The 24,799-nt window shown below is 52.7% G+C and carries 23 protein-coding genes; 14 read left to right on the forward strand and 9 right to left on the reverse strand.

Annotation, left to right across the window (positions count from 1 at the left end):
* Nucleotide 1 precedes the first annotated feature (1 nt).
* A complete protein-coding gene (locus FDX09_RS14025) occupies nucleotides 2-901 on the reverse strand; it encodes a glycyl-radical enzyme activating protein (protein ID WP_137347388.1) in 900 nt (299 codons plus the stop codon).
* Between the two features lie 132 nt (nucleotides 902-1,033).
* Here FDX09_RS14025 and fsa point away from each other — a divergent pair, with 132 nt between their 5' ends.
* Both fsa and FDX09_RS14035 read left to right on the forward strand, forming a co-directional pair.
* Nucleotides 1,034-1,696, forward strand: a complete 663-nt coding sequence (gene fsa / locus FDX09_RS14030) for a fructose-6-phosphate aldolase (protein ID WP_085047456.1) — start codon at nucleotides 1,034-1,036, stop codon at nucleotides 1,694-1,696.
* 174 nt (nucleotides 1,697-1,870) lie between these two features.
* Entirely contained in the window at nucleotides 1,871-2,800 is a 930-nt protein-coding gene (locus tag FDX09_RS14035) for an Rpn family recombination-promoting nuclease/putative transposase (RefSeq protein ID WP_121528809.1), read from the forward strand.
* A 48-nt stretch (nucleotides 2,801-2,848) separates the two neighbouring features.
* Here FDX09_RS14035 and moeB read toward each other — a convergent pair whose 3' ends face one another.
* Together moeB and moeA are read right to left on the reverse strand one after the other, a co-directional pair.
* On the reverse strand, nucleotides 2,849-3,598 hold the full coding sequence (moeB, locus tag FDX09_RS14040) for a molybdopterin-synthase adenylyltransferase MoeB (protein WP_137347389.1): 750 nt from the start codon (nucleotides 3,596-3,598) through the stop codon (nucleotides 2,849-2,851).
* Nucleotides 3,598-4,833: a molybdopterin molybdotransferase MoeA gene (moeA, locus tag FDX09_RS14045; RefSeq protein WP_137347390.1), complete on the reverse strand. Its 1,236-nt coding sequence runs from the start codon at nucleotides 4,831-4,833 to the stop codon at nucleotides 3,598-3,600. Before moeA ends, moeB begins: the two co-directional genes overlap by 1 nt.
* Nucleotides 4,834-5,009: 176 nt before the next feature.
* On the opposite strand from moeA, the gene FDX09_RS14050 reads away from it, so the two are divergent.
* From FDX09_RS14050 to gsiD, 6 genes are all read left to right on the forward strand, one after another.
* On the forward strand, nucleotides 5,010-5,798 hold the full coding sequence (locus FDX09_RS14050) for an aminoglycoside adenylyltransferase family protein (protein WP_137347391.1): 789 nt from the start codon (nucleotides 5,010-5,012) through the stop codon (nucleotides 5,796-5,798).
* Between the two features lie 189 nt (nucleotides 5,799-5,987).
* Complete coding sequence (iaaA, locus tag FDX09_RS14055; RefSeq protein WP_137347392.1) at nucleotides 5,988-6,953, forward strand: beta-aspartyl-peptidase; 966 nt, start codon at nucleotides 5,988-5,990, stop codon at nucleotides 6,951-6,953.
* Nucleotides 6,940-8,811: a glutathione ABC transporter ATP-binding protein GsiA gene (gene gsiA, locus FDX09_RS14060; protein WP_137347393.1), complete on the forward strand. Its 1,872-nt coding sequence runs from the start codon at nucleotides 6,940-6,942 to the stop codon at nucleotides 8,809-8,811. The genes iaaA and gsiA overlap by 14 nt, the downstream gene beginning before the upstream one ends.
* Nucleotides 8,812-8,839: 28 nt before the next feature.
* Nucleotides 8,840-10,378 carry a glutathione ABC transporter substrate-binding protein GsiB gene (gsiB, locus tag FDX09_RS14065; protein WP_137347394.1) on the forward strand — a complete coding sequence of 513 codons (1,539 nt, stop codon included), beginning with the start codon at nucleotides 8,840-8,842 and terminating at the stop codon, nucleotides 10,376-10,378.
* Nucleotides 10,379-10,424: 46 nt separating this feature from the next.
* Complete coding sequence (gene gsiC, locus FDX09_RS14070; protein ID WP_069323225.1) at nucleotides 10,425-11,345, forward strand: glutathione ABC transporter permease GsiC; 921 nt, start codon at nucleotides 10,425-10,427, stop codon at nucleotides 11,343-11,345.
* Nucleotides 11,346-11,347: 2 nt separating this feature from the next.
* A complete protein-coding gene (gene gsiD, locus FDX09_RS14075; protein ID WP_069323226.1) occupies nucleotides 11,348-12,259 on the forward strand; it encodes a glutathione ABC transporter permease GsiD in 912 nt (303 codons plus the stop codon).
* 54 nt (nucleotides 12,260-12,313) lie between these two features.
* Here gsiD and rimO read toward each other — a convergent pair whose 3' ends face one another.
* The gene (gene rimO, locus FDX09_RS14080; RefSeq protein WP_137347395.1) at nucleotides 12,314-13,621 is read right to left on the reverse strand and encodes a 30S ribosomal protein S12 methylthiotransferase RimO; all 1,308 of its coding nucleotides are present in this window, start codon (nucleotides 13,619-13,621) and stop codon (nucleotides 12,314-12,316) included.
* A gap of 231 nt (nucleotides 13,622-13,852) precedes the next feature.
* Between rimO and FDX09_RS14085 the strand changes: the two genes are divergently transcribed.
* Together FDX09_RS14085 and glgP are read left to right on the forward strand one after the other, a co-directional pair.
* A complete protein-coding gene (locus FDX09_RS14085; RefSeq protein ID WP_223851239.1) occupies nucleotides 13,853-14,038 on the forward strand; it encodes a glycine cleavage system protein T in 186 nt (61 codons plus the stop codon).
* 52 nt (nucleotides 14,039-14,090) lie between these two features.
* Nucleotides 14,091-16,541, forward strand: coding sequence for a glycogen phosphorylase (gene glgP, locus FDX09_RS14090; protein WP_137347397.1), 2,451 nt, complete (start codon nucleotides 14,091-14,093; stop codon nucleotides 16,539-16,541).
* A 31-nt stretch (nucleotides 16,542-16,572) separates the two neighbouring features.
* Here glgP and FDX09_RS14095 read toward each other — a convergent pair whose 3' ends face one another.
* Nucleotides 16,573-17,499 (reverse strand): LysR family transcriptional regulator, encoded by a 927-nt coding sequence (locus FDX09_RS14095; RefSeq protein WP_087857581.1) that lies wholly within the window; start codon nucleotides 17,497-17,499, stop codon nucleotides 16,573-16,575.
* Between the two features lie 220 nt (nucleotides 17,500-17,719).
* Here FDX09_RS14095 and bssR point away from each other — a divergent pair, with 220 nt between their 5' ends.
* Nucleotides 17,720-18,103 carry a biofilm formation regulator BssR gene (gene bssR / locus FDX09_RS14100; protein WP_006685335.1) on the forward strand — a complete coding sequence of 128 codons (384 nt, stop codon included), beginning with the start codon at nucleotides 17,720-17,722 and terminating at the stop codon, nucleotides 18,101-18,103.
* Between the two features lie 102 nt (nucleotides 18,104-18,205).
* Nucleotides 18,206-19,303 carry a PQQ-dependent sugar dehydrogenase gene (locus FDX09_RS14105; protein WP_069323229.1) on the forward strand — a complete coding sequence of 366 codons (1,098 nt, stop codon included), beginning with the start codon at nucleotides 18,206-18,208 and terminating at the stop codon, nucleotides 19,301-19,303.
* Nucleotides 19,304-19,308: 5 nt separating this feature from the next.
* Here FDX09_RS14105 and FDX09_RS14110 read toward each other — a convergent pair whose 3' ends face one another.
* Entirely contained in the window at nucleotides 19,309-19,935 is a 627-nt protein-coding gene (locus FDX09_RS14110) for a glutathione S-transferase family protein (protein ID WP_137347398.1), read from the reverse strand.
* Between the two features lie 329 nt (nucleotides 19,936-20,264).
* On the opposite strand from FDX09_RS14110, the gene dacC reads away from it, so the two are divergent.
* Nucleotides 20,265-21,467 (forward strand): serine-type D-Ala-D-Ala carboxypeptidase, encoded by a 1,203-nt coding sequence (gene dacC, locus FDX09_RS14115; protein WP_032940149.1) that lies wholly within the window; start codon nucleotides 20,265-20,267, stop codon nucleotides 21,465-21,467.
* Nucleotides 21,468-21,515: 48 nt separating this feature from the next.
* Here dacC and deoR read toward each other — a convergent pair whose 3' ends face one another.
* Together deoR and ybjG are read right to left on the reverse strand one after the other, a co-directional pair.
* On the reverse strand, nucleotides 21,516-22,274 hold the full coding sequence (deoR, locus tag FDX09_RS14120; RefSeq protein WP_042309541.1) for a DNA-binding transcriptional repressor DeoR: 759 nt from the start codon (nucleotides 22,272-22,274) through the stop codon (nucleotides 21,516-21,518).
* A gap of 63 nt (nucleotides 22,275-22,337) precedes the next feature.
* The gene (gene ybjG, locus FDX09_RS14125; RefSeq protein ID WP_137347399.1) at nucleotides 22,338-22,946 is read right to left on the reverse strand and encodes an undecaprenyl-diphosphate phosphatase; all 609 of its coding nucleotides are present in this window, start codon (nucleotides 22,944-22,946) and stop codon (nucleotides 22,338-22,340) included.
* 296 nt (nucleotides 22,947-23,242) lie between these two features.
* Between ybjG and FDX09_RS14130 the strand changes: the two genes are divergently transcribed.
* On the forward strand, nucleotides 23,243-24,475 hold the full coding sequence (locus FDX09_RS14130) for an MFS transporter (protein WP_038639204.1): 1,233 nt from the start codon (nucleotides 23,243-23,245) through the stop codon (nucleotides 24,473-24,475).
* A 27-nt stretch (nucleotides 24,476-24,502) separates the two neighbouring features.
* Here FDX09_RS14130 and FDX09_RS14135 read toward each other — a convergent pair whose 3' ends face one another.
* Complete coding sequence (locus FDX09_RS14135) at nucleotides 24,503-24,784, reverse strand: hypothetical protein (RefSeq protein WP_038639207.1); 282 nt, start codon at nucleotides 24,782-24,784, stop codon at nucleotides 24,503-24,505.
* Between the last annotated feature and the right edge of the window lie 15 nt (nucleotides 24,785-24,799).

The following is a 24,799-nucleotide window of genomic DNA, read 5'->3' on the forward strand; positions in this document are numbered from 1 at the left end:
ATTATCCTCGTAGGGCCGCGGTTAAACCTTTATGGTGGGCATACTGCTGAGCAAATTCGAGCAGGGCAGGCGCCTCAAGCGGTTTATCCGGTGCGTTGTAGGGTTGACTGAGTAAGTGGTATTTATTGATGCCCAGGGTGTGATAGGGCAAAAAATGGATCTCACCGACGTGAAGCTCGTCGGCAGCAAAATCGGTAATAGTCTGGATGGCGGCTTCGTCAGCGTTGAAACCCTGAATCAGCGGTACGCGGATAATCATTTTTTTACCCGCAGCGGCCAATTTTTTCAGATTGTCTAATACACGAGAGGCACTGCCATCGGTCCACTGCTTAAACGGCGCGTCGGCGACATGTTTTAAATCAGCCAGGAACAGATCAACGTAAGGTAATGACGGCTCGATATACTTCCACGGCACATGCAGACAGGTTTCGACCGCCGTATGAATGCCCGCATCGTGGCTGGCCTTGAATAATTCTGCCGCCAGTTCTGGCTGCATAAACGGTTCGCCACCGGAGAGGGTGAGACCCCCACCGCTACGATCGTAAAACGGTTTATCACGCAGTACGGTCGCCATGATGTCGTCCACGCTTTTTACCTCTCCGCAGACGGTCAGCGCCTGGGTTGGACAGCAGTCAGTCAGCGCAGCGAAAGCGTCATCGGTCAGTTTTTCGCGATGAATAAGCAGACCGCTCAGCGCTCGCTCGATCACCGCAGGTGCCGCCTGAGCACAGAGATCGCAACCGTCGAGACACAACCGTGCGTCATAGAGCAGGTCCTGTGTGCGGGCGCGGCTTTCCGGGTTCTGACACCAACGGCAGCCCAGGGAGCATCCCTTAAGGAACACCACGGTACGGATACCGGGGCCATCATGCGTGGAATAGCGCTGGATATTGAAAATCATAAGCGGCCTCTTTTCTTTCGTATAAAGATTAAATTACTTTCGAATGAAAGTTATATTGATGTGCGTCAACTAACCGTGAGGTTTCGCCGTGCTACCTTTTATTCATGCTAATTATTCGTTTGAGGAAAGGTTATGGAACTCTATTTAGATACGTCTGATGTTGCCGCTGTCAAAGCTCTGGCGCGTGTTTTGCCGTTGGCTGGGGTGACCACTAACCCGAGCATTGTGGCGGCTGGTAAAGAGAGGCTGGAAGTGTTGCTGCCGCAACTGCAGGAAGCGATGGGAGGACAAGGCCGTCTGTTTGCGCAGGTGATGGCGACGACCGCCGAAGGCATGGTCAATGATGCGCGTAAACTGCGGGCAATTATCGCGGATATCGTGGTCAAAGTGCCGGTGACGGCTGAAGGTCTGGCGGCAATTAAGCTACTGAAAGAAGAAGGGATCCCGACGCTGGGTACCGCGGTATACGGTGCTGCGCAAGGGCTGTTAGCGGCGCTGGCAGGAGCGGAATATGTTGCGCCATACGTAAACCGCGTGGATGCGCAGGGGGGAGATGGTATTCAGACGGTGACCGATCTGCAAACCTTACTGAACATGCATGCGCCGCACGCCAAAGTACTGGCAGCTAGCTTCAAAACGCCGCGTCAGGCACTGGATTGCCTGCTGGCAGGCTGCGAGTCCATCACGCTGCCGCTGGACGTGGCGCAGCAGTTTATGACCTCTCCGGCTGTGGATGCGGCGATTGTGAAGTTTGAGCAGGACTGGCAGGGGGCGTTTGGACGGACGTCGATCTAGTTTTAGGTCGGATTACTCCGGCATATTTGCGTAGGTGATTCCGTTAAAATGAATCTGTTGCAGTTAAGAGCAATAAACTGCGAATCCCCCTCGTAAAACCGGTAAAGCCTGCATGCTACCCGTCATCGCGACGGGTACATTCACGTCATCATGTTTATCAGGTGACGGACCGCCATGAAAAAAACACCTACAGCCACACCGCACGATGCGCTGTTTAAAACATTTTTAAAATACCCTGCCACAGCCCGTGATTTTATTGAAATTCATCTTCCTCCCACGCTACGGGCGCTTTGCGATCTGGCGACGTTAGAACTGCAACCGACCAGTTTTATTGAAGAAAACTTACGCGCATATTATTCAGATGTGCTTTGGTCGATGAAAACCAGTGAAGGGGAGGGTTATATCTATGTCGTGATTGAACATCAAAGTCGTCCTGATGTGCATATGTCGTTTCGCCTGATGCGTTATGCGATAGCGGCAATGCAAAGCCACCTTGACGCCGGGCATACCCGCTTACCGTTAGTCGTGCCGATGTTGTTTTATCATGGCGTCGATACGCCTTATCCCTTCTCTTTATGCTGGCTGGATGAGTTTGATAATCCGCTCCTGGCGCGCCAGCTTTATCTGTCGGCATTTCCATTGGTGGATATTACCGTGATCCCGGATGAAGAAATTATGCAGCACCGGCGTATCGCACTGTTGGAATTGATTCAAAAGCATATTCGCCAGCGCGATTTAGTAGGACTGGTGGACAATCTGGCTACGCTGCTGGTTACAGGAAGTGCTAATGACAGCCAGCTAAAAGCGCTGTTTAATTATCTGCTAATCCAGCATGGTCACAAACCGCGCTTTGGGCGATTTATGCGTAAGCTGGCGCAGCAGGTACCCGAACACAAGGAGCGTACAATGAATATTGTTGAAAAAATACGTAGGGCAGGGCAACGAAAGGGGCTACGGGAAGGCATGCGTCAAGGCCGGGTTGAAGGTCGCCGCGAGGAAGCGCAGCGCATTGCCCACTCAATGCTGGCCGATGGTCTCCCACGGGAGCTTATCGTGAGAATCACTGGGCTATCTGAGGAAGATATTAAATCTTTGACGCATTGAATGTATGTTAATACAGCCCCGGAAAATAAATGCCGCCGGGGCTTACCGTTACTGCCCGCACACCTCACATCCCGGGTTACGCATCAGCTTCATTTCGCGAAACTGGCAGGTCATGGCGTCGTACATGACGATTTTTCCAGATGCGGGTTTACCGTAGTTTGCCAATAATTTAATGGCTTCCATGGCCTGTAATGAGCCGATCACGCCGATTAGCGGAGCCATTACGCCAGCTTCCACGCAGGTGAGGGCATTTTCACCGAACAGGCGGCTCAGGCAACGGTAGCAAGGTTCGCCTTCCTGATAGGTAAAGACGGTAATTTGTCCTTCCATGCGAATTGCCGCCCCGGAAACCAGCGGAACCTTTGCGCTAAAGCAGCCAACATTAAGTTGGTTGCGGATGCTGACGTTATCCGTACAGTCCAGCACCAAATCGTGTTTGGCGATCAGCGCGTGAATTTCGCTATCATCCAGCAGCGCATTCACTGGCGTAATGGCGATATAAGGGTTAATCCGCGCCAGCGCGTCGCGGGCGGATAGCACTTTCGGTTGCCCTACAGTTGCATCGCTGTGCAGCGTCTGGCGCTGGAGGTTCGACACGGAAACGGTGTCAAAGTCGAGCAACGTTAAATGCCCGACGCCAGCGCCTGCCAGGTATTGGGTCGCGGCGCAGCCAAGTCCCCCCAGACCAACGACCAGTACCCGCGCCTCCTTCAGCGCTTCCTGACCTTCAAAATCGAAGCCGCGCAGAATGATTTGCCGGTTATAGCGCATCATCTCCTGGTCGCTGAGTTCCGCCATTACAGACCTCCAAACAGCGCGTTAAACGGCTCGACTTCTACCCACTCTCCGGCTTCAACGTTACCACGATCGCGTTCCAGCACGATAAAACAGTTGCCGAGGCTAAAGGAGCTAAAAATATGCGAACCCTGGTGTCCGGTGGTGGTGACTTCCAGTTCGCCTTCTGCGGTGCGCTGCAATACGCCACGTTGAAAATCCAGACGGCCTGGCGTTTTCTTCAGACGTGACGCGGTGCGTACGCGTTGACGAGGAGGCAACCCACAGCCCGTGTTGCCGCTAAGCTTCGCCAGCATTGGTTGCACCAGTTGATAAAAGGTGAGGGCTGCTGACACCGGGTTACCCGGCAGGCCGCAAAACCAACTGTTGCTTAGTTTGCCAAAGGCGAACGGTTTGCCCGGTTTGATGGCCAGCTTCCAGAAGGCAATTTCTCCCAGTTCCTCCAGAATGGTTTTGGTGTAATCCGCTTCACCGACAGAAACGCCACCGGAGCTGATAACGACATCGGCCTGGCTGTCGGCTTCAATAAACGCCGCGCGTAGCGCGTTGGGATCGTCGCGAATAATCCCAAGGTTGATCACCTCGCAGCCCAACTGTTGCAGCATCAGGTGAACGGCCAGACGGTTGGTGTCATAAATCTGTCCGTCGCCCAGCGGTTGACCCGGCAGTTGCAGTTCATCACCGGTGGAGAACAACGCCACCCGGACTTTGCGCACAACAGGCACATCAGCAATACCGAGCGAAGCCAGAACCGGGAGCTCGGCGGTTGTCAGGCGGGTCCCGGCGGGGAAGACGACTGCACCGTTTGCAATATCTTCACCGCGCAGACGAATATTTTGTCCGCCGCGGACTTCGGCGGTAAAACGTACACCGTCATCGGTTTGTTCCGTTTGTTCCTGCATGACCACCGCTTCACAACCGGCAGGCACCGGGGCACCGGTCATGATGCGGATACAGGTCCCCGCGGGCCATTCGCCGTGAAAAGGCTGTCCGGCAAAGGCTTTGCCTGCTACCGCAAGCGGCAGACCCGAGCGTAAATCGTCTAATCGCACCGCATAGCCATCCATTGCCGAATTATCGAATCCTGGTACATCAATGGGGGAAACGACGTCGGCGGCCAGAATGCGGCCAAAGCATTGAACCAGCGGCAGCGTTTCGACGGCGGTGAGCGGGGTAATACGCGACAGCATCTGAGAGAGAGCCGTTTCAAGCGGCATCAGTCCGGCGGTAAATTCCATGAGAAGACTCCTGCGGGCAAAATCGAATCCGGCCATTATGTCAGAAAATGGCCGCGGACAGTATGCTACCTCAGGCTTAGAATCAGATCTGATCAAGGTTTCATGCCAGAGGATAGCGCCACAGGAAAAATGCAGTATAGACTCAATATTTCCGCTCTTTTTCCCCAGGGGGCTAAATGGCTACTCCTATTCCGGACGCAATTCGACGACAGGTGAATGCCGCCAGTGCGCTCATCCGCCAGCTTTTCGAAGAGAATCTCGTGGCTATTCATCTGTATGGTTCTGCTGTCGACAGCGGTTTAAAACCTCTCAGCGACATTGATTTGTTGGTCACCATACGGGAACCAATGGATGCCCGGTTAAGAGAAACCGTGATGCGGGAATTGCTGACCATTTCAGCGCCGCCCGGAACCTCAGAACGTTACCGCGCGCTGGAAGTCACCGTTGTTGTGTACTCGCTGATCGTACCGTGGCAATTCCCACCCGTAAGAGAAATGCAGTTTGGCGAGTGGTTGCGTGAGGAGATCGGCACCGGCGTGTTTGAACCGGCGCTGACGGATGCTGATCTTGCCATTTTGCTGACCCAGGCCCGGCGCGCCAGCGTACCGTTGTTCGGTGAACCCGCTGATATATTTTTCAACGCCATTCCTGCCAATGATGTCTTGAAAACGTTTCGACATACTCTTGAACAGTGGCAAGAACCCGCAGATTTAGAGGGTGATGAGCGCAATATTATTCTGGCTCTGGCGCGTATCTGGTACAGCGTCGTGACCGGCGATATTGTCGCTAAGGATGAGGCCGCGTCGTGGCTCATGCCTAAATTGCCCGTTGAGCATGCTGACACGCTGCAAGCTGCATGTGCGGAATATCTGGGGGTGGCCAAAACGAACTGGGCTGAATCCATGCCGTCAGTACAACGGTTTGTATGGCATGCAAAAAAACAGATTACCGATCTGCTTGAATAGGTTCTTCAACGTCGTCGGGGATTCATTTCTGTTAACTCCATCTGAATGACCTGACAGCATCGATTATGAGAGGCAGGCCTTTACCTTTACATGACGTCTGCATCTTTCTATATTCAAAAATCGAATCAATAAGTCACCGAAATTCTGATATTTATAACCCCGGAACCGGTCACCTTAATGGACGAAAAAATGGGTAAAGCAGTTATTGCAATTCACGGCGGCGCCGGGGCTATTACCCGTGCACAGCTGAGCCAGGAGCAGGAGTTGCGTTATATACAGGCGCTGTCAGATGTTGTCGAAACCGGTCAGCGGATGCTCGAAGAGGGGCGTAGCGCACTGGATGTGGTGACCGAGGCCGTGCGTCTGCTGGAAGAGTGCCCGCTGTTTAATGCCGGAATTGGCGCAGTATATACCCGTGATGAAACCCATGAGCTGGACGCCTGCGTGATGGACGGTAATACCCTGAAAGCGGGAGCCGTCGCGGGAGTCAGTCATCTGCGAAATCCAGTTCTCGCGGCACGCCTGGTGATGGAACACAGCCCACACGTCATGATGATAGGTGATGGGGCAGAGAATTTTGCCATTGCGCAGGGTATGGAGCGCGTTTCGGCGGATATTTTCTCGACGCCAGAACGCTACGCTCAACTGCTGGCGGCGCGAACGGCGGGTGAAATGGTGCTGGATCATAACGCTACCCCACTGGATGAGAACAACAAAATGGGTACCGTGGGGGCGGTTGCGCTGGATATGTCTGGTAATCTGGCGGCGGCGACATCGACCGGCGGGATGACCAACAAATTGCCGGGCCGGGTGGGTGACAGTCCACTGGTTGGCGCAGGCTGTTATGCCAATAACGCAAACGTGGCGGTTTCCTGCACCGGAACCGGAGAAGTCTTTATTCGTGCGCTGGCGGCTTATGACATTGCGGCATTGATGGATTATGGCGGCCTGAGTTTATCTGAGGCGTGCGAGCGTGTGGTGATGGAAAAATTACCGGCGTTGGGCGGCAGTGGCGGCTTAATTGCTATCGATCATGAGGGCAATGTCGCCTTACCGTTTAACAGTGAAGGCATGTACCGTGCCTGGGGATACGCGGGCGATACGCCAACCACCGGTATTTATCGGGAAAAAGGAGATACCGTTGCCACACAGTGATGAGCTTGACGTCAGTGACGTGCTGGCAGTGAGTAACCTGAACATTGCCTTTGAACAGGAACAGCAGCGCGTAAGTGCGGTGCGTAATCTGTCATTTCGTCTGAAGCGTGGCGAAACGCTGGCGATAGTTGGCGAGTCAGGTTCAGGAAAGTCGGTCACGGCTTTGTCGCTGATGCGTCTGATAGAACAGGCTGGCGGCGAGGTGAGCTGTGATGAAATGCTCCTCCGACGCCGCAACCGCCAGGTTATTGAGCTGGGTGAACAGAGCGCATCACAGATGCGCCACGTGCGCGGCGCGGATATCGCGATGATCTTTCAGGAGCCGATGACATCGCTAAATCCGGTGTTTACCGTGGGTGAGCAGATTGCCGAGTCTATCCGTTTACACCAGGGGGCCAGTCATGAAGAGGCGATGCTGGAAGCTAAACGGATGCTCGATCAGGTCCGTATTCCTGAGGCGAAGGCGATTTTATCGCGTTATCCGCACCAGCTTTCCGGCGGCATGCGCCAGCGCGTGATGATCGCCATGGCGCTGTCGTGCCGCCCTGCGGTACTGATTGCCGATGAGCCGACCACCGCGCTGGATGTCACTATTCAAGCGCAGATCCTGCAACTCATAAAAGTGTTGCAGCAGGATATGTCGATGGGGGTGATCTTTATTACCCACGATATGGGCGTGGTGGCGGATATTGCCGACCGTGTGCTGGTAATGTATCAGGGTGAGGCGGTTGAAACCGGCAGCGTTGAGCAGATCTTTCATGCGCCCCAGCATCCCTATACTAAAGCGCTGCTGGCAGCCGTACCGCAGCTTGGCGCCATGAGCGGACAAGAGTATCCGCGCCGTTTCCCACTTATTTCTTTACACGATCCCAGTCATGTTGAACCGCAAACCAAGCAGGACACCGTAGTTGAAGGCGAGCCTATCCTACGGGTACGCAATCTGGTGACGCGTTTTCCTCTGCGCAGCGGCATTCTTAACCGGGTAACCCGTGAGGTGCATGCGGTGGAAAACGTTAGCTTTGACCTGTGGCCGGGAGAAACGCTCTCGCTGGTGGGCGAGTCGGGCTGCGGCAAGTCTACCACAGGGCGGGCGTTGCTGCGCCTGGTTGAGTCTCAGCGTGGAGAGATCATCTTCAACGGACAGCGGATTGATACCCTCGCCGCCAGCAAACTGCAGCCGCTGCGCCGGGACATTCAGTTCATCTTCCAGGACCCTTATGCATCGCTCGATCCTCGCCAGACGGTGGGATACTCCATTTTAGAGCCGTTACGGGTGCATGGATTACTGCAAGGTGATGCGGCGGCAAAACGGGTTGCCTGGCTGCTGGAGCGCGTAGGATTGCTCCCTGAGCATGCCTGGCGCTATCCGCACGAGTTTTCCGGCGGTCAGCGTCAGCGTATCTGCATTGCCCGGGCGCTGGCGCTCAATCCCAAGGTAATCATTGCCGATGAGTCGGTCTCGGCGCTGGATGTCTCGATTCGTGGGCAAATTATCAACTTGTTGCTCGACCTGCAGCGCGAAATGGGGATCGCATATCTGTTTATTTCCCACGATATGGCGGTAGTGGAGCGGATCAGTCACCGTGTGGCGGTGATGTATCTGGGGCAGATTGTCGAGATCGGCACCCGGCGGGCGGTATTTGAAAATCCACAGCATCCGTATACGCGCAAACTGATGGCGGCAGTACCGGTTGCCGATCCATCACATCATCGGCCCCAGCGCGTGCTGTTATCGGATGATATCCCCAGCAATATCCGCAAGCGCGGCGAAGAGATTTCCCCCGTGTCACTACAGTTAGTTGGCCCGGGGCATTATGTCGCGCGTCCACAACCAGAAAATGCGCTTTCGCGTTTATAACAGGCAGACAGGGTTTAAGGAGAATAACATGACAAAAATTGTTGCTCGAAAATGGCTGGTTGCTGTGGGAGTGGCCTCGGCGCTGGCCACCGCACCGGGCTGGGCCGCCAAAGACGTGGTGGTGGCAGTGGGATCTAACTTCACCACGCTCGACCCCTATGACGCGAACGACACGTTGTCGCAGGCGGTAGCAAAGTCGTTTTATCAAGGACTGTTTGGCCTTGATAAAGAGATGAAGCTGAAAAATGTGCTGGCGGAGAGTTATACGGTTTCTGATGATGGCCTGACTTACACCCTTAAGCTGCGTCAGGGCGTGAAGTTTCAGGATGGCACTGACTTCAACGCCGATGCGGTCAAAGCTAACCTCGATCGGGCCAGTAATCCGGAAAACCATCTGAAACGCTACAACCTGTATAAGAATATTGATAAAACCGAGGTTGTCGACCCGTCGACGGTGAAGATTACGCTGAAGCAACCGTTCTCGGCATTCATCAATATTCTGGCGCACCCGGCAACGGCGATGATTTCGCCTGCCGCGCTGGAGAAATACGGTAAGGAGATCGGCTTTCATCCTGTCGGCACCGGACCGTATCAGCTTGAAACCTGGAATCAGACGGATTTTGTCAAGGTTAAGAAGTTCGCGGGCTACTGGCAGCAAGGGTTGCCAAAGCTGGATACGATTACCTGGCGTCCGGTGACCGACAACAACACGCGAGCGGCCATGCTGCAGACCGGGGAGGCGCAGTTTGCCTTCCCGATCCCTTACGAGCAGGCGGCGCTACTGGCGAAGAACAAAAACCTGGAACTGGTGGCCAGTCCGTCTATCATGCAGCGCTATATCAGCATGAACGTCACGCAAAAACCATTCGATAACCCGAAGGTGCGTGAGGCGCTGAACTATGTCATCAACCGCCAGGCGCTGGTGAAAGTCGCTTTTGCCGGGTACGCGACGCCTGCCACCGGTGTTCTCCCGCCATCGATTGCCTATGCGCAAAGCTATACGCCGTGGCCTTACGATCCGGCGAAAGCGCGCGAGTTGCTGAAAGAAGCGGGTTACCCTAATGGTTTTACCACCACGCTATGGTCTTCGCATAACCACAGTACCGCGCAGAAAGTACTGCAATTTACCCAGCAGCAGTTGGCACAGGTGGGCATTAAGGCGCAGGTAACGGCGATGGACGCTGGTCAGCGAGCGGCGGAAGTTGAAGGTAAAGCGCAGAAAGAGAGCGGAGTGCGGATGTTCTACACCGGCTGGTCTGCTTCTACAGGTGAAGCGGACTGGGCGCTGTCGCCGCTATTTGCATCACAAAACTGGCCGCCGACGCTATTTAACACGGCGTTCTACAGCAATAAGCAGGTGGACAGTGATTTAGCCGCGGCTTTGCAAACCAACGATCCGGCGCAGAAAGCGAAGCTGTACAAAGATGCGCAGGATATCATCTGGAAAGAGTCGCCGTGGATCCCGCTGGTAGTGGAAAAACTGATTTCGGCGCACAGCACCAGGTTGACGGGATTCTGGATCATGCCGGATACCGGATTTAGCTTTGATGATGCGGATTTAAAATAAGCGATGCATTCGGCCCCGTAATGCAGGGGCCGGCGAAGGGAGCGTGATGCTTAACTATGTTTTCAAGCGCCTGCTGGGGTTGATCCCAACGCTGTTGATTGTGGCGGTGCTGGTGTTTTTATTTGTTCACCTGCTACCCGGCGATCCGGCCCGGCTGATTGCCGGACCGGAGGCCGATGCTGAGGTGATTGAACTGGTGCGTAAGCAACTGGGTCTGGACCAACCGCTGCATATTCAGTTCTGGCATTACATGACCAACGTGTTGCAGGGCGATTTTGGAACCTCGATGGTTTCTCGCCGCCCGGTTGCGGAAGAGATTGCCAGCCGTTTTATGCCATCGCTATGGCTGACAATTGCCAGTATGGCGTGGGCAGTGTTATTTGGCATGACGGCGGGGATTATCGCCGCCGTGTGGCGTAATCGCTGGCCGGACAGGTTAAGTATGACGCTGGCGGTCACCGGGATCTCTTTTCCGGCTTTTGCGCTCGGCATGCTGCTTATGCAGATATTTTCCGTTGAACTCGGCTGGTTGCCCACCGTGGGCGCTGACACCTGGCTGCACTATATCCTCCCGTCAATTACGCTGGGGGCGGCGGTGGCTGCGGTGCTGGCCCGCTTTACCCGTGCTTCGTTTGTCGATGTGCTCAGTGAAGATTATATGCGCACCGCGCGAGCTAAAGGGGTGAGTGAAACCTGGGTGGTGTTAAAACATGGTCTGCGTAACGCGATGATCCCGGTGGTTACCATGATGGGGCTACAGTTTGGTTTTTTACTCGGCGGCTCAATCGTGGTTGAGAAGGTGTTTAACTGGCCAGGGCTTGGACGACTGTTAGTGGACTCAGTCGAAATGCGCGACTACCCGGTGATACAGGCCGAGGTGCTGTTATTCTCTCTGGAGTTTATTCTTATTAATTTAGTGGTGGATGTACTCTACGCCGCCATTAATCCGGCTATCAGGTACAAGTAAGGATGCGATTTTTTAACTGGCGCCGACAGGCGATTTTAAATGCGATGCCCCTTGTTAAGCCAGAGCAGATTCGCACGCCGTGGCATGAGTTCTGGCGTCGTTTCCGCCGCCAGCGCATGGCGATGATCGCGGGATTGTTTGTCCTTATCCTGATTATGGTGGCGATTTTTGCCCGCTGGCTGACGCCATTTGATGCCGAAAACTACTTCGATTATGACCGTCTGAATGACGGGCCGTCGATGCTGCACTGGTTTGGCGTTGACTCCCTGGGACGGGATATCTTTAGCCGTGTGCTGGTTGGGGCGCAAATCTCGTTGGCGGCAGGAGTCTTTGCCGTATTTATTGGCGCGACGATTGGCACCGTGTTGGGGTTACTGGCAGGATATTACGAAGGCTGGTGGGATCGACTGATTATGCGCATCTGCGATGTACTGTTCGCCTTTCCGGGTATTTTGCTGGCGATCGCAGTGGTGGCAGTGCTGGGCAGCGGTATTGCCAACGTGATTATTGCCGTGGCTATTTTTTCTATTCCGGCCTTCGCGCGTCTGGTGCGTGGGAATACGCTAGTGCTGAAGCAGCAGACCTTTATTGAATCTGCGCGCAGTATTGGCGCCAGCGATGCAACCATCATCTTTAACCATATTCTGCCGGGAACGGTCTCATCGATTGTGGTCTTTTTTACCATGCGAATTGGCACGTCGATTATCTCTGCCGCGAGCTTGTCATTCCTGGGATTGGGCGCGCAGCCGCCGACCCCGGAGTGGGGGGCAATGCTCAATGAGGCGCGGGCCGATATGGTGATTGCGCCGCACGTGGCGATTTTCCCGGCGGTGGCGATATTTCTGACGGTGCTGGCGTTTAACTTACTGGGCGATGGCCTGCGCGACGCGCTGGACCCGAAGATAAAAGGATAAACCATAGGCCGGATAAGACGTAACGCTTATCCGGCCTACGTTGGGTTGCTCTATTTAAACGCGGGTGCCCCACAGATCGTATTCATCTGCGTTTTCGACCTTCACGCGGATGATATCGCCAGGTTTCACCCTGGTTTCGCCATTCAGGTATACCGCGCCATCGATTTCCGGGGCGTCAGCCATACTGCGACCAATCGCGCCTTCTTCGTCAACTTCATCAACGATAACCAGAATTTCGCGGCCCACTTTCTCCTGCAAGCGTTCAGCAGAGATCTGCTGTTGCAACTGCATAAAGCGGTTCCAGCGTTCTTCTTTCACCTCTTCCGGGATTTGATCCGGCAGGTCATTGGCGCCAGCGCCTTCTACCGGGCTGTACTTAAAGCAGCCGACGCGATCCAGGCGTGCTTCCTTCAGGAAGTCGAGCAACATCTGGAAGTCTTCTTCTGTTTCACCCGGGAAACCAACAATGAAGGTAGAGCGCAGCGTCAGTTCAGGACAGATTTCACGCCACTGCTTGATGCGCGCCAGCTGTCTGTCGACTGAACCTGGGCGTTTCATCAGCTTGAGAATACGCGGGCTGGCATGCTGCAGCGGGATGTCCAGATACGGCAGAATTTTGCCTTCCGCCATCAACGGGATCACGTCATCAACGTGCGGGTAGGGATAGACGTAATGCAGACGCGTCCAGATCCCCAGTTTTGATAACTGTTCGCACAGATCAACCATGCTGGTTTTGACCGGCTCGCCGTTATGGAAACCGGTGCGATGCTTCACATCCACGCCGTACGCGGAGGTATCCTGAGAAATGACCAGTATCTCTTTCACGCCCGCATCTACCAGACGCTTGGCTTCGCTGAGTATGTCGCCGATCGGACGACTCACCAGATCGCCACGCATCGACGGAATAATGCAGAACGTGCAGCGGTGGTTGCAGCCTTCAGAAATTTTCAGATAGGCATAATGGCGCGGAGTCAGCTTGACGCCCTGCTCAGGAACCAGACTCTGGAACGGGTTATGCTTTGGTTTTGGCACATAGTGGTGAACGTGCTTCAGAACCTGTTCATAGCTGTGCGGACCGGTGATTTCCAGCACTTTCGGGTGGACTTCACGGATCTGATCGACTTTCGCGCCCAGACAGCCGGTAACGATCACCTTGCCGTTTTCGTTCAACGCTTCGCCGATTGCTTCCAGGGACTCCTGAACCGCGCTGTCGATAAAGCCGCAGGTGTTAACGATAACCATATCCGCGTCGTCGTAGCTTGGCACAACATCATAGCCTTCGGTACGAAGTTCGGTCAGGATGCGCTCAGAATCGACGAGGTTTTTCGGACAACCTAGTGATATAAAACCAATTTTTGCCATTTTCTTATACTGTACATTGCTCGTAATCGGGGGATTATACAGATGCCGTCACGGTACATCTATATCTGATCGGCATAAGACCGGGAGAATAAAGACCAATACCTATAAATAGTGGATCGGTTAGCGGAAGGTGTTTAGCGACTCTAATTCCGGCTTTAAGTGTCACTTCTTGGCTGTAGAAATTAATTAGCGTAAATTTTATCTCGTCGAGCGTTATTAATGAGGTTAAATTTGAAAGATATTGTTTTGCAGTCGAAACTTGAAATGGCTAAAACTCTTTATGCTAATGGTGTGAGTTTATATTATATCTCACTGGCCACAGGCTTAAGTTGGCGTGCATTAATGACAGAATTAACGTTTATCGCCAGTCATGAAATTATTCGGCAAAAAACTGACGCTCGCAAACCCGGAGTTTAAATAATTCACCTGTCTATTACCCATCCTGCATAATTTGAAAGGTAACGTTAATATGTATATTTCGCCACTGCCGCTCGCGGCGGACTCTGATGTTGATAAACTGAGAGATGATATTGCTAATAAACTTTTATTTACTATTGGCAAAGATCCCGCCATCGCCACGAAACGGGAGTGGCTTAATGCGACGTTATATGCGGTACGCGATCGAATGGTCGAGCGCTGGCACCGTTCTAATCGGGCACAATTCTCTCAGGATGCGCGCCAGGTTTATTATCTGTCGATGGAATTTTTAATTGGCCGTACGCTGTCTAATGCGTTGCTCTCGTTAGGTATTTACGACGAAGTCAGAAGCGCGCTTGAGGCAATGGGGCTGGAACTGGAAGAGCTGATTGACGAGGAAAATGATCCCGGACTTGGGAATGGCGGCCTTGGACGACTGGCGGCTTGTTTCCTTGATTCGCTGGCAACGCTTGGCCTGCCGGGATGCGGATACGGCATTCGCTATAACTACGGTATGTTTAAACAAAATATCGTCGATGGCGTGCAAAAAGAGTCGCTGGACTATTGGTTAGAATATGGTAATCCGTGGGAATTCAAACGTCATAATACGCATTATAAAGTGCGCTTTGGCGGGCGACTGCAACAAGAAGGGAATAAAACCCGCTGGCTAGAAACTGAAGATATTCTGGCGGTGGCCCATGATCAGATTATCCCCGGCTATGCGACGGACACCACCAATACATTGCGGTTGTGGAACGTTCAGGTAAATAGTGAGGTCAATGCAGGCAAACTGAATCAGCAGGAAGACTTTGCTACGGAAGTGGAAAACAAATATCACTTCGAGCGGATCTCGCGAGTTTTGTACCCGGATGATTCGACTGATGCAGGGCGAGAACTGCGTTTACGCCAGGCCTATTTCCTGGCCTCGGCCACGATTCAGGACATCCTGAGCCGACATTATCAGTTGCACCGCACATACGATAATCTGGCCGATAAAATCGCTATCCACCTCAATGATACGCATCCGGTGCTGGCGATCCCTGAGCTGATGCGTTTGTTGATCGATCATCACCAGTTTAGTTGGGATAACGCGTTTGACGTGACTTGTCAGATTTTTTCTTATACCAACCATACGTTGATGAGCGAAGCGCTGGAAACCTGGCCGGTAGAAATGTTAAGTCGAATTTTACCGCGTCATTTGCAGATTATTTTTGAGATTAACGACCGCTTCCTGAAGACGTTACAGGAGCGCTATCGCGATGACAGTGAACTGTTGCAGCGCGTATCGCTGATTGATGAATCTAATGGGCGCGTGGTGCGCATGGCCTGGCTGGCGGTGGTTGTCAGCCATAAGGTAAATGGCGTGTCGGCGTTGCATTCAAAACTGATGACCGACTCTCTGTTTGCTGATTTTGCGCGTATCTTTCCTCTGCGTTTCACCAACGTAACCAACGGTGTCACGGCGCGGCGTTGGCTGGCGCTGGCTAATCCTCCGCTTGCCAATGTGCTGGATGAGAATATTGGTGAAAGCTGGCGGACCAAATTAATGCAATTGGGCGAGTTAAAGCAATACATAGATTATCCGACGGTGAATGAGGCGGTACGCCGGGCGAAGTATGAAAATAAGCAGCGACTGGCGCAACATATTGCCGCCCATTACGGCGTGGTGGTGAATCCTGATGCGCTGTTTGATGTGCAGGTGAAACGTATTCACGAATACAAGCGGCAGCTTATGAATGTGCTGCATGTGATCACGCGCTATAACCGGATTAAAGCCGCGCCGGATGCCAACTGGGTTCCACGGGTGAATATTTTTGCCGGAAAAGCCGCCTCGTCTTATTACATGGCGAAGCAAATTATCCGCTTAATTAATGATTTGGCGCAGTTAGTCAACAATGACCCGCAAACAGGCGGCAAACTGAAGGTGGTTTTCATCCCGGATTACAGCGTCAGTCTCGCACAGCTAATTATTCCGGCTGCCGATCTGTCAGAGCAAATTTCCCTGGCCGGGACGGAAGCCTCCGGGACCAGCAATATGAAGTTTGGTATGAATGGCGCGTTGACCATCGGTACGCTCGACGGTGCGAATATTGAAATGCGCGAGTACGTTGGGGAAGATAACATCTTCATCTTTGGTAATACGGCTAATCAGGTTGCAGCCTTACGACGCGATGGCTATGACCCGCGACGCCTCTTTGAAAATGATGAGGAACTGCACCTGGCGCTGACGCAAATCGGTACGGGTATGTTCAGCCCTCAGGAGCCCGGACGTTACAGAGACGTGCTGGATTCATTAATCAATTTTGGCGACAACTATCAGGTGTTGGCGGATTACCGCAGCTATGTGAACTGTCAGGATGCGGTGGATGAGCTGTATCGAACTCCCCGGGAGTGGACGACCAGGACGATGCACAATATTGCCAACATGGGGTATTTCTCATCGGACAGAACGGTGCAGGAATATGCCGACCATATCTGGCGCATAGCTAAAATTCACGTATAGCAATTTTCCCAACGCTGAGCCTCCCTGGTTTTCATAACAGGGAGGCGGTTTGCAAATCGGCCAGAATGGGGGAGAGGATCTTATGGGTATTGCTGTCTTTGCGCGATGAAGCAAACACACTAAATTGCGGCAGGGGAAACGGTGTGTTTATTTTTTTCAGCCCATACAGATGAGCATGTGTTGCAAATACCTTTTCCGGGATCACCCCTATACAATGGGTATTGGACACAATCGTCAGTATCGCCGTAAATGATGAGGTCAGCAGGCAGCGATCCCCGGATCTGAATTTTTTATCCACAATACTGCGATGGTAAATGATTTTTTCATTCTTGGTATTATAACCCACCAGGTTCGCGTTTCTGAATTGTGCTTCGCTAATGGAACTACCGTATAAATCGTTATTCTGCGACGCTACCAGTACCAGGCGCATATCGCATATTTTCTGGCATGAAAGGCTTGCTGACTCAACGGAAAAAGTTGAAAAAATGGCATCCGCCTGACGCATATTCAATAACTCAATAATGCTCTGTTCATTCAGGTCGGCGGTGAGATGCAAGAGACTGATATCGGCGTCGGTATCGATTATCCTCGCGGTAACGTCGGGAATGACGATAGGGGAAATAAAGGATTCCGTATAGAGCGTTAGCCTTTTTTTGGCGGCAGGCGTGGAAAGCGGCATCAGCAACGACAGTTTGTCGATAATAGGGATCGTATTATCATAAAGCTCATCAGAGTAGACCGTCGGTAACAGCGCATTTCCGCTGCGGACAAACAGATTATCCCCCATCATTTCGCGCAGTTTTCTCAAGGACTGGCTGACGGCAGAGGGTGAGATATTCAACATATCAGCGACTCGGGAGATACTGCCTACGCTATAGATCAAACAGAAAATCGTCAGCAGATTGAGATCAATTTTTGAGAGCGTGCGAATTTTCTCTGCATCATTTGCTTTCGACATAGACCCCTCATAATCAGCACTACGGCAGTAATCACATCAGGTATAGCAAAAAATGTCATGCCAGCGGGAAACTGACTCTTTTCGCTAAGCGCATCGCCTGGAGTTGTAACATTGTAAATTATGTTAATCAATTGAGCTTTGTTGATGTAGGACATCTATTTGTTCAAAAAACAACCATACTATTAGGTTGCACCATGGTTGGAAAGAGGAGGAACAAAGTATGGTTGTTGACAGACTGAGAACCGATCTTCTCAACAAATTGATAAACGCCCGTATCGAACTTGCCGCTTATCTGCTGTTGAGAAAAGCGAAAGGCTACATGTCAGTCAGCGAGAGCGATCGTCTGCGTGATAATTTTTTTGTGCTGAATCGCGAATTGCACGAGCAATCACAGCTTCACGGTATGCATCTTGATCAGGAAGAGTGGAATGCCCTTCATCGTGCTGAAGGGGCGTTAGCCGCCGCCGCTGTTTGTCTTATGAGTGGACATCACGATTGTCCAACTTTTATCGCCGTTAACGCAGAGAAACTGGAAAACTGCCTGACAACGCTGACGCTGAGCATCCAGTGTTTGCAATCTTATCCAACGCTGGAACACGTCTGAATCAGGGGGAGGGCGCTCCCCCTTTTCGTTAAGATTATGTAAATGTGACGGGGTAATTCCCCCTGCTGGCTACGCTTTATGCAGAGCCATTAAGGAGGTGTTATGCGTCGACTCTTTCTCTGTGCTATCCCACTTGCGCTATTTTCCTCTTATGCCGCCGCGGTAAAGGTGGAGGTGCTGCAAACCAAACTTGATCACCCGTGGTCGCTGGCTTTTTTACCCGATAATCGCGGTATATTAATTACCCTTAAAGGCGGTCAGCTTCGACTTTGGCAACCTGATAAGGGGCTTTCCGACCCGCTGACCGGCGTACCTAAAGTCTGGGCGAATGGTCAGGGAGGATTGTTGGATGTGGCGTTAGCGCCTGATTTTGCACAATCCCGGCGAGTGTGGCTCAGCTTTGCTGAAGCCGACAGTGAAGGTAAAGCCGGCACGGCGGTAGGTTACGGACGCCTGAGCGACGATCTCAAACACCTGCAAGCGTTCCAGACCGTTTTTCGCCAACAGCCGAAGCTCTCAACCGGAAACCATTTTGGCGGGCGCATGGTGTTTGATGGCCATGGCTATCTGTTTATTGGCCTGGGTGAAAATAACCAACGTGCAACCGCGCAGGATCTGGATAAATTGCAGGGCAAGGTGGTACGTCTGACCGACGAGGGCAAAACACCGCCGGATAATCCGTTTGTGAATCAGGCGGGGGCGCGGGCAGAAATTTGGTCGTATGGCATCCGTAATCCACAAGGTATGGCGATGAATCCATGGAGCGATGCGCTGTGGCTCAATGAGCATGGTCCGCGCGGAGGCGATGAAATCAATATCCCCGCAAGAGGCAAAAACTACGGTTGGCCGATCGCCACCTGGGGCGTTAATTACAGTGGTCTTAAAATTCCCGAAGCAAAAGGCCAAATTGTTGCGGGTACTGAGCAACCCATCTTTTACTGGGAAAAGTCACCGGCGGTCAGCGGAATGGCTTTTTATCATAGCGATACCTTCCCGCAGTGGCGGCAAAAGTTATTCATTGGCGCATTGAAAGATAAAGAGGTGATCGTGCTGAGCGTCAAAGGGAATGCGGTCACGGAGGATGGTCGCATTTTACAGGATAGAGGGCAGCGGATCCGCGATGTGCGCGTCGGACCAGACGGCTATTTGTACGTGTTAACCGACGAGTCCGACGGGGAATTATTGAAAGTGAGTCCCTGAGCTGATTAGCTGACCGGGATCATTACCACTTTTTGAAATGCCGGGCGTTCAGTCAGTTGCTGATACCAGCGTTCCAGGTGTGGCCGCGGGGTCCAGGTGAGACCAACGTTGAACAGGTTATAGACGAATGGCGCAATGGCGATATCCGCCGTGCCGAATTCAGCTCCGGAGAACCACGGCTGGTCCGCCAGCGCGTTATCCAGAATAGCAAACAGCTTATCGCAAACCTGAGCACTTGCTTCAATGGCTGCCATGTCGCGCTGATCGGCCGGTGTTCGGACCAGACCAAATAAGATAACCCGGTGCGTAGGACTCAGCGTCTGGTTCGCCCAATCCATCCATTTTTCGCCGACGGCACGCGCGGCCGGGGCGTCAATCCATAAGCGATTTTGTCCGTACTGAGCCGCCAGATAACGGACAATAGTATTGGATTCCCACAGGACAACGTCCGTTTCATCATCGCGTAGCAGTGGGACCAACCCGTTCGGGTTCATCGCCAGATAGTCGGCGTCGCGGTTACCGCCATGCTGCCCGCCCGCCAGAATTTGGTTGTACGGCAGTTCCAGTTCTTCAAGCGTCCACAATACTTTTTTTACGTTGGTCGAGTTATTGCGACCCCACAGTGTAATCATAGTAACCCCGCAAATTAATTGAGCAGCTTCATGGCTGCAGATACCCTCTGACTCGCTCACATGGTGGGGTAAACCTAATATTTACGCAACAACGTCTAAAAAAATCGTGCCAGGGGCAGCGCTGCGCGGCGTTATTGCATAAACTTTAAAAACTTTACCAACTTACGGTTTCTTTAAGCTCGTTAGTGCGTTATTACTCACCGCACTTATTTTACACGTCATCCATCAGGTTTTTTCTGCAATGGGTTGGCCGAGGTTGTCTGGCCAGTTTTGTGTAAACACGGTGTGGTATGACGTGGTTTTTTAGAATGGATACTCGGGTGGCATTTATGACGCAATACTTCTCTTCACTTCGCAGCTTTGCTGCAGGTTCTGCACTCTTAATCCTTTTGGCGCCGACCGTACAGGCGGCGGAGCAACCCACGGCTCCGCCGAGCGTGGACGCGCGAGCATGGATCCTGATGGATTACGCCAGCGGCAAGGTGCTGGCGGAAGGTAATGCTGATGAGAAACTGGATCCTGCCAGTCTGACCAAGATTATGACCAGCTATGTGGTCGGTCAGGCGCTGAAGGCCGGAAAAATTAATCTCAACGACATGGTCACCGTGGGCAAAGATGCCTGGGCGACCGGTAATCCGGCCCTGCGCGGTTCGTCGGTTATGTTCCTCAAACCAGGCGATCAGGTTGCGGTATCCGATCTGAACAAAGGCGTTATCATTCAGTCTGGTAATGATGCCTGTATCGCACTCGCTGATTACGTTGCCGGGAGCCAGGAGTCCTTCATCGGTCTGATGAACGGTTACGCGAAAAAGCTGGGACTGACCAATACCACGTTCCAGACGGTGCATGGCCTGGATGCGGCAGGGCAGTTCAGTACCGCGCGTGATATGGCGTTGCTCGGCAAGGCGTTAATCCACGATGTGCCCGAAGAGTACGCTATTCACAAAGAGAAAGAGTTTACCTTTAATAAAATTCGCCAGCCGAACCGCAACCGTCTGTTGTGGAGCACCAACCTGAACGTGGACGGAATGAAAACCGGTACCACGGCGGGCGCAGGTTATAACCTCGTCGCTTCCGCGACCCAGGGGGATATGCGCCTGATCTCCGTCGTGCTGGGAGCGAAAACCGACCGTATCCGTTTTAATGAGTCCGAAAAGCTGCTGACCTGGGGCTTCCGCTTCTTTGAAACCGTTACGCCGATCAAGCCGGATGCCACCTTCGTGACTCAGCGCGTCTGGTTTGGCGATAAGAGCGAAGTCAATTTGGGTGCCGGGGAAGCGGGTTCGGTTACCATCCCGCGCGGTCAGCTTAAGAACCTGAAAGCCAGCTTTACGCTGACCGAGCCACAGTTAACCGCGCCGCTGAAAAAGGGGCAGGTTGTGGGGACTATCGACTTCCAGTTGAACGGTAAATCTATCGAGCAGCGTCCGTTGATGGTGATGGAAGCGGTGGAAGAAGGTGGTTTCTTTAGCCGGATGTGGGATTTTGTGATGATGAAGTTCCACCAGTGGTTTGGCGGTTGGTTCTCTTAATCTAACCGATTGCCGGATGGCGCTACTATCGCTGTCCGGCAGTATCACCTAATACAACAGCTTTATGCGTTGCGCCTTAGCGTATTCCACAAACTCATCGTCGGGGCGGCTATCACTGATGATGGTATCAAAACGTTTTAATTCCCCCATCCTCGCAGGACGTACCTTCCCAAACTTGCTGTGGTCGACCACCAGAACGTGATGCTGCGCCATCGACATTGCCCAGTGTTTCACCGCTAATTCTTCCAGATTAAAGCAGGTCGCGCCTTTCTCAATGTGCACGCCTGCCGCGGAATAAAAGGCGATATCCGGGCACAGATTATTCAGTGTTTCCTGAAAATCGAGCGGTTTGAAGATGGCGTTACTGGCATGAAATTCCCCGCCACACAGAATGACGCGACACTGCGGTTTTTCCTGCAATACCAGAAATGTATTCAACGAGTAGCAGATTGCGGTGAAAGGCAGTTCATTGTCGATAGCCTCAATAATCCACGGCGTGGTCGTGCCGCAGTCGAAAAAGATGGTCTGATGCGCCTGTACGAGGCTCGCTGCCTGCTGGGCGGCACGGCGCTTTTCATCAACCAGACGGGATTTTTGATCGCTGATTAAATAGTGGTTGGCGCTGCGGGGCTCCAGAACAATATAGCCCCCGAGCAAGACGACAGGCGCATTGTTATTATTCAGGTCGCGACGAATGGTCATCTCAGATACGCCCAGCAGCGTCGCGGCTTCTTTGAGGTGTAATTTATCGCTGCGTTTCAGCGCCTGTAGCAACTGACCAATACGCTCGTCGCGTCGAGTTTCCATAGTTCCCCTGGAGAGTAGTATAAGTGCTCGTATTGCGCCTAATACTACTCTTTTTACCGTGGGTTAGTCACGCACCCAGCCTTTACGGATGGGCAGAGCGAAACAGGTGCGATAGCAGGTCTGCAAGCCGAAATATAGGGTGGCGCCGAATCGTTGCCAGATCATCTGGGCGCTCAGGCAGCCGATCAGCCCAGCCAGGAATCCGCCCAGCATATCCAGCGGCCAGTGTACGCCAAGGTAAACGCGCGACCATGCAATCGCCACGGCGACAACCATCAGCAGCGCGCCAGTCCACAGACGATGCCAGAACAGGAAAGCCAGAGCAAAAGTAAAGATAACCGTGCCGTGATCGCTCGGGAAAGAGTCATCCGCCGCATGGTGGAGGAAGTTGTACCCAATGTGGTTAACGAACGGACGATCGTGGGGGAACAGATGCCCTATCAGCCATGAAATAGTCAGGCCGACTGCCAGCGCTATCGCCATTTTTATGACCAACTGGCGCTGGAGAGTAACCTGAGCGCGCGGTCCCCAAAGCCAGAGAATAACGGCTAACAGCGGGACAATGCTGATTAAATCTTTGGCAATAAATATGGCGAGCGAGATAGCCCATTGCGCAGAGTCCGGCGTGGCATTGATGAGATAAAAAAGCGAGTTGTTCAGGTTTTCCAGCATAACGTCCAGACTCAGTGTAATTGTTAAAAGGCCCATAGGGGGAGAGCATAAAATTGCTGTTACAGGATAAAAAGCGGTCTTGTCTTATTTGTCTGCTAAATGACTATTTTTAAGACAATTAATGGGACTTATTGAGCATGATAGCGGCCTCAACTTAAATTAACCTTAAAGCAAAATGTTCTTGAGCAAATGAATGTAAAAATGTGCGCATTTTGCTTTCAAATCACATAATTCACTATCACCGGTACGGCGCATTTATTACACTTTGCGCGTTTTTTCCTTTGCTAAGAGACTGCATGCAAAACCGTTTATCTTCAGGCGCCCGGTTGGGGCGTCAGGCATTACTTTTTCCTCTCTGTCTGGTGCTTTACGAATTCTCTACTTATATCGGTAACGATATGATCCAACCTGGAATGTTGGCGGTGGTGGAGCAATATCAGGCCGGATTAGACTGGGTACCCACTTCCATGACTGCCTATCTGGCGGGTGGCATGTTTTTACAGTGGCTGTTAGGACCGCTGTCGGATCGTATTGGTCGTCGCCCGGTGATGTTAACCGGTGTGCTGTGGTTCATTGTGACCTGCCTTGCGACTCTGCTGGCACAGAATATTGAGCAATTTACCTTTCTGCGTTTCTTGCAGGGGATAAGCCTGTGCTTTATTGGCGCGGTGGGTTACGCCGCAATTCAGGAATCTTTTGAGGAAGCGGTATGCATTAAAATTACCGCGCTGATGGCAAACGTGGCGCTGATTGCGCCGCTGCTGGGACCGTTAGTTGGCGCGGCCTGGGTGCATGTTCTGCCGTGGGAAGGGATGTTTATCCTGTTTGCCGCCCTCGCAGCTATCTCCTTTTTTGGCCTGCAACGCGCGATGCCGGAAACGGCGACCCGGCTTGGTGAAAAACTGTCCATTAAAGATCTGGGTAAAGATTATAAGCTAGTGCTAAAAAATGGGCGTTTTGTTGCCGGCGCGCTGGCGTTGGGTTTTGTCAGCCTGCCGTTACTGGCGTGGATTGCCCAGTCGCCGATTATTATCATCAGCGGAGAACACCTCAGCAGTTACGAATATGGCCTGTTGCAGGTGCCGATTTTTGGGGCGCTGATTGCTGGTAATCTGGTGCTGGCGCGTCTGACTTCGCGCAAGACCGTGCGTTCGCTGATTATCATGGGCGGCTGGCCTATCGCCGTCGGGCTGGTGATTGCCGCGGCGGCCACGGTGGTGTCATCCCATGCGTATTTGTGGATGACGGCGGGTTTGAGTATCTATGCGTTTGGCATTGGCGTGGCGAATGCGGGGTTGGTCCGCCTGACGTTGTTTGCCAGTGAAATGAGTAAGGGTACGGTTTCTGCCGCCATGGGCATGTTGCAGATGCTGATTTTTACCGTCGGTATTGAGTTGAGCAAACATGCTTATCTGCTGGGAGGAAACGGCTTGTTCAGCCTGTTTAATCTGGCAAGCGGCGTACTGTGGCTGATATTGATGGTTATCTTTCTGAAAGATAAACGGGTAGGGAATTCCCGGGAAGGCTGAAGCCCGGTTGCCCGGGCTTCGCAAAACTTAGTGGTGATCGTCAATCTGATGTTCGATGATCATCCCTTCACCTACGCTGGCAACATGTCGCGCATAAGGATGCGCGCGATAGACCGGGGCCGGGGCAGGTGCCGGCGCAACATACACCGTTTGCGGCGCGGTCGTCACGCTGACCGCCTGCGGAACGCTGACGGAAGAGGGCACGACCACCACTTTATAACCGCTTGGTACATCCACGGTAACGCTTTGCGCAAATGCTGTTCCGGTAAAGCCCAGCAACAATGTCGCCATCAGTACACTTTTCTTCATGATCCGCTCGCCTGA

It is taken from the genome of Citrobacter sp. wls717 (assembly GCF_005280955.1).
In the GTDB taxonomy this organism is placed as follows: domain Bacteria; phylum Pseudomonadota; class Gammaproteobacteria; order Enterobacterales; family Enterobacteriaceae; genus Citrobacter; species Citrobacter werkmanii.

Bases quoted from the DNA above. Each gene is read 5' to 3' on its own strand.
- bssR (WP_006685335.1), top strand. From the start codon at position 17,720: ATGGTTGTTGACAGACTGAGAACCGATCTTCTCAACAAATTGATAAAC.
- FDX09_RS14105 (WP_069323229.1), top strand. From the start codon at position 18,206: ATGCGTCGACTCTTTCTCTGTGCTATCCCACTTGCGCTATTTTCCTCT.
- FDX09_RS14095 (WP_087857581.1), bottom strand. From the start codon at position 17,499: ATGTCGAAAGCAAATGATGCAGAGAAAATTCGCACGCTCTCAAAAATT.
- FDX09_RS14050 (WP_137347391.1), top strand. From the start codon at position 5,010: ATGGCTACTCCTATTCCGGACGCAATTCGACGACAGGTGAATGCCGCC.
- glgP (WP_137347397.1), top strand. From the start codon at position 14,091: ATGTATATTTCGCCACTGCCGCTCGCGGCGGACTCTGATGTTGATAAA.
- gsiB (WP_137347394.1), top strand. From the start codon at position 8,840: ATGACAAAAATTGTTGCTCGAAAATGGCTGGTTGCTGTGGGAGTGGCC.
- moeB (WP_137347389.1), bottom strand. From the start codon at position 3,598: ATGGCGGAACTCAGCGACCAGGAGATGATGCGCTATAACCGGCAAATC.
- fsa (WP_085047456.1), top strand. From the start codon at position 1,034: ATGGAACTCTATTTAGATACGTCTGATGTTGCCGCTGTCAAAGCTCTG.
- FDX09_RS14110 (WP_137347398.1), bottom strand. From the start codon at position 19,935: ATGATTACACTGTGGGGTCGCAATAACTCGACCAACGTAAAAAAAGTA.
- iaaA (WP_137347392.1), top strand. From the start codon at position 5,988: ATGGGTAAAGCAGTTATTGCAATTCACGGCGGCGCCGGGGCTATTACC.
- FDX09_RS14035 (WP_121528809.1), top strand. From the start codon at position 1,871: ATGAAAAAAACACCTACAGCCACACCGCACGATGCGCTGTTTAAAACA.
- dacC (WP_032940149.1), top strand. From the start codon at position 20,265: ATGACGCAATACTTCTCTTCACTTCGCAGCTTTGCTGCAGGTTCTGCA.
- FDX09_RS14130 (WP_038639204.1), top strand. From the start codon at position 23,243: ATGCAAAACCGTTTATCTTCAGGCGCCCGGTTGGGGCGTCAGGCATTA.
- ybjG (WP_137347399.1), bottom strand. From the start codon at position 22,946: ATGCTGGAAAACCTGAACAACTCGCTTTTTTATCTCATCAATGCCACG.
- FDX09_RS14025 (WP_137347388.1), bottom strand. From the start codon at position 901: ATGATTTTCAATATCCAGCGCTATTCCACGCATGATGGCCCCGGTATC.
- gsiC (WP_069323225.1), top strand. From the start codon at position 10,425: ATGCTTAACTATGTTTTCAAGCGCCTGCTGGGGTTGATCCCAACGCTG.
- gsiD (WP_069323226.1), top strand. From the start codon at position 11,348: ATGCGATTTTTTAACTGGCGCCGACAGGCGATTTTAAATGCGATGCCC.
- deoR (WP_042309541.1), bottom strand. From the start codon at position 22,274: ATGGAAACTCGACGCGACGAGCGTATTGGTCAGTTGCTACAGGCGCTG.
- rimO (WP_137347395.1), bottom strand. From the start codon at position 13,621: ATGGCAAAAATTGGTTTTATATCACTAGGTTGTCCGAAAAACCTCGTC.
- moeA (WP_137347390.1), bottom strand. From the start codon at position 4,833: ATGGAATTTACCGCCGGACTGATGCCGCTTGAAACGGCTCTCTCTCAG.
- FDX09_RS14135 (WP_038639207.1), bottom strand. From the start codon at position 24,784: ATGAAGAAAAGTGTACTGATGGCGACATTGTTGCTGGGCTTTACCGGA.